Origin of the sequence: Pseudomonas sp. BF-R-01 (genome assembly GCF_019946615.1) — a bacterium.
GTDB classification, from domain to species: Bacteria; Pseudomonadota; Gammaproteobacteria; order Pseudomonadales; family Pseudomonadaceae; genus Aquipseudomonas; species Aquipseudomonas migulae.
Genome location: NZ_JAGYFX010000080.1, coordinates 18,252 through 28,145, shown reverse-complemented (window position 1 = coordinate 28,145; position 9,894 = coordinate 18,252). Strand labels below are relative to the sequence as shown.

Here is a 9,894-nt window from a genome sequence, read left to right as displayed (position 1 = left end):
CCTCAAGATCGCCATCGCCGGCAAGCCGGCTCCTACAAGGTCCGCGTCATGTTCCAGTCAGCGTGTTTCTGGCAGGCACAAAAAAGCCCGACTCAATGGTCGGGCTTTTTCATTCCTGAAGCAGTGCTTATTTAGCACGGCCTTTGTAGGAACCGCCTTCGCGGGTATCGATCTCGATCATGTCGCCGATTTCGATGAAGTCAGCAACCGACAGTTCGGTACCGTTCTTCAGTTTGGCAGGCTTCATTACCTTGCCGGAAGTGTCGCCGCGAGCGGAACCTTCGGTGTAGTCAACCTGACGCACGATAGTGGTCGGCAGTTCTACGGAAACCAGACGCTCTTCGAAGAAGATCGCTTCGCAAACATCGGTCATGCCTTCTTCAACGAAAGGCAGAACGGCTTCGATGTCTTCAGCGTTCAGCTCGTACATGGTGTAGTCGGTGGTGTCCATGAACGTGTAGGTGTCGCCGCTGATGAAGGACAGGGTCGCTTCTTTGCGGTCGAGGATTACGTCGTCCAGTTTGTCGTCAGCGCTGTAAACGATCTCGGTCTTGTAACCGGTCAGCAGGTTTTTCAGCTTGGTCTTCATGATCGCGCTGTTACGACCGGATTTGGTGAATTCAGCTTTCTGAACCAACCATGGATCGTTTTCGAGACGGATCACGGTACCGGGTTTCAGTTCTTTACCAGTTTTCATTGCGAATATCCGAATTTGGATGGGATTTACAAAAATCTAGGCCGCGTATCATATCCAATTTAGGTAAAACTGTACCAGCGCTGCGGCAAGATCAGCCTGCAAAGCCTGTTCCAGACACCACGCTTCGGCGTGTTTTTGCAGTTCTGGCCAGTGTTTACGGGTCGTAGCCCAATGGTCGGACATATCATGCCCGGCATTCCACTCTCGCCAAAGACCGCTGATCGCCTCGCGGGCAGGTGCAGACAGGCCTTTTGTGTAGAGCGTGAGGAAGGCTTCGAGCTTGTCCAGGTGAATGTCTTCGTCCTGCCGATAGATGTGCCAGAGCAGCGGCCGCCCTGCCCATTGCGCGCGGACAAACGAATCTTCGCCGCGCACGGCGTTGAAATCGCAGCACCAAAGCAGGTGATCGTATTGATCCTGTCGGACGAACGGCAGCACTTGCACGGTCAATGACTCGCGCACATGCACCGCGCCAGCCGCCAAACCCTCGACACCGAGCCAACGCTCGACATCACCGAGAATCCGCCCTTCGGGCACCAGCAGATGCGTGGCCACTGGATCGGCGGCCATGACATCCAGCCAACTGGCCAGGCCGGCATTTTCGTAGGCGAACAGCGAAATCAGCTGCGCGCCTTGCGCCCGATCAATCCCTAAACCTTGCAGGAATGCGCGCTGAGCCTCGGGGTCTTGCTGAAATTGCCGACGCCGTTCCAGCAATCCGCTTTCACGCAGCAAGCCACCGGTGCCCTTTTGGAACCCCGGAAAGAAAAAGAATTTCTGCACGCTTTTGTACTTCACCGACGGAAAGCCGTGGCAGCCAACGACCCAGTCTTCTGCGCTCAGGTAGTCGAGGTTCAACCACAGCGGCGGCTTCTCCCGCGCCGCCATGGCCTCCATGTAAGCACTCGGCAACTGGCAGGCGAACGCGGCGATCACCACATCAGCCGCGTCAGTCGGCTGCCAGTCGGCCGTCCACTGACGCACCTCGACCCCCTCCTGCCACTGCTGTGGAAGATTGAGATCAATGGCTGGGCACAAACGCTCGAAGGCCCGCAAATCATCGACCCACAAACGCACGTCCATCGCATGTTCGGCCACCAATTGGCGGGCCAGGCGCCAGGTCACACCGATGTCGCCAAAGTTATCGACCACGGTGCAAAAAATATCCCAGCGCCTGCGGTTTTTCATTTGAGGCATTTCAGGCATTCCAGGCTCCCGTTGGCAAAGGCGCCGATTGTCCGCATAAATTACCCCGTGCAGAAGAGCCGACGGCGATTAATCTTCATGCGACAATCGCCACTCGCCCGCGACCACCCGCCAGGAGGCAGTCATGCCCTACCGTCCCAATCCGCGCCGCCGCTTGCCGATCCAGCTTAATGCCCTGCAACTGACGGGCAGTATCGCCCTCGGATTGTGGCTGGGTTTCCTCGCGATCGCACTGACCTGCTGGCTCGCCTCGCGCCTGTTGTTCAGCGAGCAACTGGCGCCCGTCGCGCAAGCGGTGGAGCAATTGGCCAAGCCGCCGGTAGTGGTACAACCGGTGCCGGACATTCCGCCGCAGAGCCCGATGTTCCAGCAGTACGAAGAGAACCTGCGCAAGAACGAACAGGCACAACGGCTGGATCAGGCGCGCAGCAGCAACCGCAATCTGTCGAACCCCAATTGCCAGTTCTGGCTGCAACAGGACCGCACCGCGCCAAGCGAAAAAAGCCGCGCCAATGTCCTGCAATTCTGCGATTGATCATGAATAAGCAAACCGTCCACCAACTGATTATCGACAAGCTGCGGATCGATCTCGACATCGCCGAGCGTGCCGCGCAAACCGCTTACGAAACGGCGACCCACGAAGAAAACATCGCCGAAAACAAGTACGACACCCTGGGCCTGGAGGCGTCATATCTGGCAGCCGGGCAGGCAAAGCGCGTGGAGGAAATCAGGCAGTCACTGACGTTGTGCCAGAACCTGACGCTACGGCCTTATGACGACCAGCGCGGCATCGAAGTCGGCGCCCTGCTCGGTCTCGAAGACGAAAAGGGACGTGAGCAATGGCTGTTCCTGGCGCCCGACGCGGCGGGTTTGAAGGTCGATCTGGTAGGGCAATGGATTACCGTCATCACCCCTCGCTCGCCGCTGGGCAAAAGCCTGCTGGGCAAGTTCGAGGGGGACGAGGTGGAGATTCTGGTGGCGGGTGCTCGGCAACAGTTTTCTGTTACCGAGGTGGTTTAGCGGGAGATCAATGAACCGGCAGTTCGACGCCGTCGAACAGCTCTTCCAGTTCCTGCTTGTTGTGGCACTGAATGGCTTTGGCCATGACTTCGCGGGTCAGGTGCGGGGCGAACTTCTCGATGAAGTCGCACATGAAGCCACGCAGGAAGGTGCCGCGACGGAAACCGATTTTGGTGATGCTGGATTCGAACAATTCGCTGGCATCGAGCACCACCAGGTCATTATCGAGCTTGGTATCGACCGCCATTTTCGCCACGATGCCCACGCCCAACCCCAGGCGAACGTAAGTCTTGATCACGTCGGCGTCGGCGGCGGTGAACACCACTTTCGGCGTCAGGCCGCGATGGCTGAAGGCTTCGTCGAGTTTCGAACGGCCGGTGAAACCGAATACATAAGTCACGATCGGGTATTCGGCCAGCGCTTCGAGAGTCAGCTTCGACAGCTTGGTCAACGGGTGGCCCTGAGGCACGACCACGCAGCGGTTCCAGCGGTAGCACGGCATCATCACCAGGTCACCGAACAGCTCCAGCGCTTCAGTCGCGATGGCGAAATCGACGGTGCCGTCAGCGGCCATTTCGGCGATCTGCATCGGCGAACCCTGGTGCATGTGCAGCGCAACATCCGGGTATTGTTTGATGAAATTGCTGATCACCGGCGGCAACGCATAACGCGCCTGGGTGTGCGTGGTGGCGATCGACAGGGTGCCTTTCTTCTCGTTGGAGAATTCCTGGGCGATCTGCTTGATGCTTTCAACCTTGCGCAGGATCTCGCCGGCGGTGGTGATGATGCGCTCGCCGGCCGGGGTGACGCGGGTCAGGTGCTTGCCGCTGCGAGCAAAAACCTCGACGCCCAATTCGTCTTCCAGCAGACGGATCTGCTTGCTGATGCCCGGTTGCGAGGTGTAAAGGCTTTGGGCTGTAGCGGAAACGTTGAGGTCGTGGTGCGCCACTTCCCAGATGTAGCGCAATTGTTGAAGCTTCATATGAATCCCTCAAAGCAGGTAGACGCCACGGGCATCAGCGACGGTATATAACTATATTAATGGTTTGAAGAATAAATCTAGAACTTTTTTATCAAACTGCCACTATTCGTGGACTAGCGGTCCCCTTGGCGACGGCGTTCCACCAGCGGCACCAGATAGACCGGGACCCGAGCCAACTGCAACACCCGCGCTGCGGTCCGCCCCAAAGGCGTTTCCGCGCCAGCACCATGGCTATGACTACCTACGATCAACAAATCCACGGAGAGTTTCTGCGCCTGTTCGAGAATCACCTGCGACGGATCACCCTGAAGCACCCGCACCGCTTGTATCCGCTCCAGATCCTGCTCCCCTTCATCCCCCAGTTCTTCACGAAAACTGTCGAGCACGCGCTGCTCGATATTGGCGATCACGGTGTTCAGGCCCTGACTGTGAAACTCGTTCAGCGCCTGCTCATCGAGGTAACTCTGAAGCACCGACTCGGCAAACAGCCCCATGGGTTCAACCGCGTGCACCACATACAGGTCGGCATTGAATGTTCGAGCCAGCTCCAGGGCATGCTGCATCACCAAAGGGGCGTACAGGCCGAGGTCAGTGGCATAGAGCATCGAACGAATCATATGACCTCCTCGAGTGCCAACATGGCGGAGATTGATTCAGCTTAGCAGTGCCTTGGCGAGTGCGACGTCCCGCGTAACGCGTTGAACGGCGGGCTTAAACCTTTTGCTCATTGCTTATGCCATGCGGCACATGGCCGGTAGCGACCACCTCGCGAGCCAACTCGCAATGGCCGGCCTGATCGTCGAAAAACACGTCAGCGGCAAAGGCTTCAAGGAAAGCGGACTTGGTCAAGCCACCCAGAAACAGCGATTCGTCCAGACGAATATCCCACTCGCGCAGGGTCCGAATCACCCGTTCATGAGCCGGTGCGGAACGCGCGGTGACCAGCGCGGTACGGATCGGACAGTCGTCCTCCGGGAACTCGCGCTGCAACAGATTGAGCGCCGCGAGAAAGCCTTTGAACGGCCCACCGCGCAAGGGCTCGCGGGCGCTTTCGCGTTCGCTGGCCTGGAACGCTTCAAGGCCGCCCGCCTGATAAACCCGCTCCGACTCGTCGGAAAACAGCACGGCGTCACCGTCGAAGGCAATCCGCAACTCATCGCTGGCCGCACGGCTGGCGCCGCCCGACAGAATGGTCGCCGCCGCGAACCCGGCATCCAGTGCGCTGCGCACGTCTTCGGCATGGGTCGAGAGGAACAGGTCGCAGCCAAACGCCTTGAGGTACGGATACGGGCTGCGCCCGCCGACAAATGCCGCGCGCGAAATCGCCAGCCCGTAATGGTGAATCGAGTTGAACACCCGCAGCCCGGTGTCGGCACTGTTGCGCGACACCAGGATCACCTCGACCCTGGCCCGGCCGAGGCTGGCGTTCAGGTTCAGGAGCTTTTCAACGAGAGGGAATGCGTCGCCGGGCTCGAGGATTTCGTCTTCGTGTTCGATTTGATATTGCCGATAAGCCTCGACGCCGCTCGACAGATAAACCTTGTGGCTTTCGCTCAGGTCGAACAGCGCACGCGAAGAAATCGCCAGCACCAGTTTGTCGTCAATCGTCTTTGCCATGCCCTTCCCCCTCGGGTTGATCGACTCAGGTGTTGCGTCGATCGATAAAACTCAAACTGCGATACAACGCGTCGATTCGCGGCAATTCGCACCCGGCAGCCTTGGCCACCGCCAGTGGCCGGGCGTAAATGGCCGCCAGTTCCAGCGGTCGCTTGTGCAAAAAGTCGTGGTGCATGCTCGGCCAGTAGTCCGGCATTTTCTCGGTCATCATGAACAGATAATCGGCATAACCGGCCGGCATGTCGTGACCGCAGGCCTTCGCGCCCAAGACCACTTCGGCCATCAAGGCCTTGATCAGTTCGCGGCTGTCGGCGTCGGCCATCAACGCTGTGGTGCCCGCACCGAGCAGAACCGACAGGCCGTTGTAAGGAATATTCCAGACCAGTTTTTGCCAACGCGCCTGTTGCAGGTTCGCCATGGCCTGGGAATCGATACCGGCGCTGCGGAACAACCCGGCGCCCTCCTCGACGATCGCCATGCGCGCCTGTTCATCGCCAGCGGGGCCACTGTGGTAGCCGACGTTCACCGCGCCGAGGGCCTGATGGGTGATCGCGCCCGGGCCGGTGCGATGCACGCAGATCAGACACAGCCCGCCGAGCAGGTGCAGCGTATCGGGAAGCAATGCCCGCAGACTGTCTTCGACGTCCAGGCCGTTTTGCAGCAGCAGTACCTTGGCATTCGGCGCTGCGGCTTGAATGATCGCCGGTGCCAGACCGGCATTGCTGGTGGTCTTCGCGCCCACCAGCAACCAGTCGCAGGGCGGCATGTCTTCGGCCGACGAATAGGCCTGAACCGGATTCAACGTCAGTGCGCCGTGTGGTGCACTGTCGACGTGAAGTCCGTGCTCGGCCACCGCCGAAAACTCGCTGCGCAGCAGAAAGTGCACATCGAAACCGGCACGCGCCAGCATGACCCCGTAAAACCCGCCGATCGCACCGGTTCCGATAATACCGATGGTCGGTTTGGCAACTGCAGCCGTCATGGCAACTCCTCTGCTGTTCTCGTCAACGCCTGACCTACGGCTTCATTCAGCTCGGTAGCGGTCAGGCGTGATTTTAGTGCCCCGAAGAACTCACCGTCGCGCACCACAAACAGCGCCGGCAAATGAAAGACCTGATAACGCTCGACCACCCCGCCGTTGTCCCCGGCATCGATCCAGCACAAGCGATCGACATCCAGATCGAGCCTGGGCAATTGCTCTCGGGCAAAACGGCAACTGGCGCAGCCGACGCTGGTAAAAACAACCAGCGAAACGCCGCTCATCGCCAGCAACCGTTGGTCGGCGTCGAAATCGGTCAGTGCCAATTCGACCACTATACTGGGGGAAACAATGTCAGATGGCCGACACATGGAGTCCGTGCTCATGGGACGTTTTATTCCTCATCCTGACGATGTACCCGTCGAATTAACGTTGCTAAAACCTGAGTGTATTTCACGGCAACAGCTGCACACTATCAGCCTCGGGGGCATGGCTTGCAATTACCACCGCGCCTGGCGTCACGGGACCGCGCTGGAAGTCCGCATGCCGACCTTGAACCCCGATATGCGTTTTCTGGGCTACGTGGCCTGGTGCTTGCGACGCAAGCGCGGCTACCTGGTAGGCATTGCCTTTGTTGACGAGCAGATGATGTTCAGCGCCCGAATGGGCGAACAGGTGTGTCAGATCGAGCGTTACTGTCGCTTGCATGACGCCCACGACGACCTGCAGGAAACCCAGGCGCTGGCCCTCGAATGGGTCCAGCAGCACGCCGACGAGTTCTCCCACGACACGGTTCGCAAGGCATTTGCGCAGGCGGTGCTGGATTAAGGGACGTCATCAATTCGTTGCGAATGGCCCTTAAACCGCTGTCTGCCCATTGTCGAGCCACGGTGTAACGCGCTAAGGTTCCGCTCCCCGACGCGCTTAATTTGCTGTGCTCCGCCGCGCGGGTTCGCTGGCGGCCGGCACCCGTGACCTGACGAGTAAACGATGGCTGATTTACCGATCAACGACCTAAACGTCGCCTCCAACGAGACGCTGATCACTCCTGACCAGCTCAAGCGTGATATCCCTCTGAGCGACGCTGCCCTGCGCACCGTCACCAAGGGTCGCGAAGTCATTCGCAACATTCTTGATGGCACCGACCACCGCCTGTTTGTCGTCATCGGGCCGTGCTCGATCCACGACATCAAGGCTGCCCACGAATACGCCGAGCGCCTGAAAGTGCTGGCCGCGGAAGTGTCCGATACGCTGTATCTGGTCATGCGCGTGTATTTCGAGAAGCCACGCACCACCGTCGGCTGGAAAGGCTTGATCAACGACCCGTACCTGGACGACTCCTTCAAGATTCAGGACGGTCTGCACATTGGTCGTCAGTTGCTGCTGGACCTGGCCGAAATGGGCCTGCCGACCGCAACCGAAGCCCTTGACCCGATCTCTCCGCAATATTTGCAAGACCTGATCAGCTGGTCGGCCATCGGCGCGCGCACCACCGAATCCCAGACCCACCGTGAGATGGCCTCCGGCCTGTCCTCGGCGGTCGGCTTCAAGAACGGCACCGACGGCGGCCTGACCGTAGCGATCAACGCCCTGCAATCGGTTTCCAGTCCGCATCGTTTCCTGGGGATCAACCAGGAAGGTGGCGTGTCGATCGTTACCACCAAGGGCAATGCCTACGGTCACGTGGTGCTGCGCGGCGGCAACGGCAAGCCGAACTACGATTCGGTCAGCGTCGCACTGTGCGAACAAGCGCTGAACAAAGCGAAGATCAAGCCGAACATCATGGTCGATTGCAGCCACGCCAACTCCAACAAGGACCCGGCCCTGCAACCGCTGGTGATGGAGAACGTCGCCAACCAGATCCTCGAAGGCAACCGGTCGATCATCGGCCTGATGGTCGAAAGTCATCTGAACTGGGGCTGCCAAGCGATCCCGAAAGACCTCGCCGACCTGCAATACGGCGTGTCGATCACCGATGCCTGCATCGACTGGTCCGCCACCGAAAACACCTTGCGCAGCATGCACGCCAAGCTCAAGGATGTGCTGCCTAAACGTGATCGCACCTGATCACTGTTCAGCGCACACAAAAACGCCGGGCTTAACCCGGCGTTTTTTTATGCGTTCGTTTTACTGGCTCAGCTTGGCCGCATGCCGCTGGTGGCGCTCCATGTAGCGCTCCACGTAGGAACACGATGGAATCACGGTGTAGCCCATTTCCTCGGCGTACTCCAGCGCCTTCTCGGTCAAGGCTGCCGCAATGCCGCGACCACGCAATGCATTGGGCACGAAGGTGCGATAGATATCCAGAGTCTGTTTCCCCAGATCCATATAGGTCAGGTAGGCACGATGACCGTCCACATTGGTCTCGAACTGATGACCTGCCTGGTCATGGTTGATGGACAACGCCTCGCTCATCACAACTCCTCTGCGGGTCTTGAATTCTGACCCCTACCTTACCGATGTTTTTCCGGCGAAGGAACATCTACGCCACCCCCGTGCCTGAATGGACACCGAGAAGAGCTGCACCGATCTCGCGCAACCGAGCACGTATCAAATAGTAGGCACCATTGGCAGAAATGCTCAAGGTGCGCTCGTCATCACGCGGGGTTGGGCGGGTGCTGCTCCGGGTTACGCAGGGACGGCTCGACCGAAGCGCTCTGCGGGTCGATAGCCTGAACATTGCCGGATGTCGAGACTTAAGACGAGCGTCCCTCTATTAAGTCACCTCAACTAGGCGAAAGAGTTTGAGAGGTGCCGCGCAAATTCCGAACAAAAGTGTAGACGAATCCATCTAGACAGACTTTAGCCAAGATGGGAAAAACAGTCCTGTCGCCGGGAACTTTTTCGTGCCAACTCGCTCAGCTCGGGCCTTGCAGCTGGATATTTTTTAATCAATCGCAAGTAAAAGTTGCTCGAAAAAGAATCAACGCCTACAATTTTTTTTGCTTCTTGCTTTACGTCAGTTTACTTACGACAAGTAATGGGTAGTATGTACGCCGGCTATTTCCTCACTCTGAGGAGACAGCTAATTTAATTGAAAGTCCTTGAAGGGGAACACGATGAACAACGTTCTGAAATTCTCTGCTCTGGCTCTGGCCGCAGTTCTGGCTACCGGTTGCAGCAGCGTATCGAAAGAAACCGAAGCACGTCTGACCGCTACTGAAGACGCAGCTGCTCGCTCCCAGGCTCGTGCAGACGAAGCTTACCGTAAAGCTGATGAAGCTCTGGCTGCTGCTCAAAAAGCACAACAGACTGCTGACGAAGCTAACGAGCGTGCTCTGCGCATGCTGGAAAAAGCTAGCCGCAAGTAATAATCCTTCGGGGTTGTTATCAAGCCGACCCATTTTTTGGGTCGGCTTTTTTATTGCCCGGCGTTTGTCCAGGCAATAAAAA

The 9,894-nt window shown here is 58.3% G+C and carries 13 protein-coding genes; 5 read left to right on the top strand and 8 right to left on the bottom strand.

Features of this window, described 5'->3' with window-relative positions; translation table 11 throughout:
- Window positions 1–127: 127 nt before the first annotated feature.
- On the bottom strand, window positions 128–697 hold the full coding sequence (locus KGB27_RS23475) for an elongation factor P (RefSeq protein ID WP_007943632.1): 570 nt from the start codon (window positions 695–697) through the stop codon (window positions 128–130).
- A gap of 48 nt (window positions 698–745) precedes the next feature.
- The gene (gene earP, locus KGB27_RS23470) at window positions 746–1,903 is read right to left on the bottom strand and encodes an elongation factor P maturation arginine rhamnosyltransferase EarP (protein WP_223556515.1); all 1,158 of its coding nucleotides are present in this window, start codon (window positions 1,901–1,903) and stop codon (window positions 746–748) included.
- A 124-nt stretch (window positions 1,904–2,027) separates the two neighbouring features.
- Between earP and KGB27_RS23465 the strand changes: the two genes are divergently transcribed.
- Window positions 2,028–2,438, top strand: coding sequence for a hypothetical protein (locus KGB27_RS23465; RefSeq protein ID WP_008040529.1), 411 nt, complete (start codon window positions 2,028–2,030; stop codon window positions 2,436–2,438).
- Window positions 2,439–2,440: 2 nt separating this feature from the next.
- Window positions 2,441–2,923, top strand: coding sequence for a GreA/GreB family elongation factor (locus KGB27_RS23460; RefSeq protein WP_008031400.1), 483 nt, complete (start codon window positions 2,441–2,443; stop codon window positions 2,921–2,923).
- Window positions 2,924–2,930: 7 nt separating this feature from the next.
- Here the strand turns inward: KGB27_RS23460 and cysB are convergent, their stop codons facing one another.
- From cysB to KGB27_RS23435, 5 genes are all read right to left on the bottom strand, one after another.
- Window positions 2,931–3,905 (bottom strand): HTH-type transcriptional regulator CysB, encoded by a 975-nt coding sequence (cysB, locus tag KGB27_RS23455; protein ID WP_008031398.1) that lies wholly within the window; start codon window positions 3,903–3,905, stop codon window positions 2,931–2,933.
- A 113-nt stretch (window positions 3,906–4,018) separates the two neighbouring features.
- Entirely contained in the window at window positions 4,019–4,522 is a 504-nt protein-coding gene (locus KGB27_RS23450) for a universal stress protein (protein ID WP_008031396.1), read from the bottom strand.
- Window positions 4,523–4,616: 94 nt separating this feature from the next.
- Window positions 4,617–5,522, bottom strand: coding sequence for a 5'-nucleotidase (locus tag KGB27_RS23445; RefSeq protein WP_008031392.1), 906 nt, complete (start codon window positions 5,520–5,522; stop codon window positions 4,617–4,619).
- A 25-nt stretch (window positions 5,523–5,547) separates the two neighbouring features.
- On the bottom strand, window positions 5,548–6,504 hold the full coding sequence (locus tag KGB27_RS23440; protein ID WP_223556513.1) for a putative 2-dehydropantoate 2-reductase: 957 nt from the start codon (window positions 6,502–6,504) through the stop codon (window positions 5,548–5,550).
- On the bottom strand, window positions 6,501–6,887 hold the full coding sequence (locus tag KGB27_RS23435; protein WP_032832541.1) for a thioredoxin family protein: 387 nt from the start codon (window positions 6,885–6,887) through the stop codon (window positions 6,501–6,503). The genes KGB27_RS23440 and KGB27_RS23435 overlap by 4 nt, the downstream gene beginning before the upstream one ends.
- Here KGB27_RS23435 and KGB27_RS23430 point away from each other — a divergent pair.
- Together KGB27_RS23430 and KGB27_RS23425 are read left to right on the top strand one after the other, a co-directional pair.
- Window positions 6,886–7,329, top strand: a complete 444-nt coding sequence (locus KGB27_RS23430) for a PilZ domain-containing protein (RefSeq protein ID WP_008031388.1) — start codon at window positions 6,886–6,888, stop codon at window positions 7,327–7,329. The two genes, KGB27_RS23435 and KGB27_RS23430, sit on opposite strands and share 2 nt — an antisense overlap.
- A 162-nt stretch (window positions 7,330–7,491) precedes the next feature.
- Window positions 7,492–8,568, top strand: coding sequence for a 3-deoxy-7-phosphoheptulonate synthase (locus tag KGB27_RS23425; protein WP_008031386.1), 1,077 nt, complete (start codon window positions 7,492–7,494; stop codon window positions 8,566–8,568).
- 60 nt (window positions 8,569–8,628) lie between these two features.
- On the opposite strand, the gene KGB27_RS23420 is transcribed toward KGB27_RS23425, so the two are convergent.
- Window positions 8,629–8,916, bottom strand: a complete 288-nt coding sequence (locus KGB27_RS23420) for a GNAT family N-acetyltransferase (protein WP_008031384.1) — start codon at window positions 8,914–8,916, stop codon at window positions 8,629–8,631.
- A 644-nt stretch (window positions 8,917–9,560) separates the two neighbouring features.
- Between KGB27_RS23420 and oprI the strand changes: the two genes are divergently transcribed.
- Window positions 9,561–9,812 (top strand): outer membrane lipoprotei OprI, encoded by a 252-nt coding sequence (gene oprI / locus KGB27_RS23415; protein WP_003172710.1) that lies wholly within the window; start codon window positions 9,561–9,563, stop codon window positions 9,810–9,812.
- Window positions 9,813–9,894: the final 82 nt, after the last annotated feature.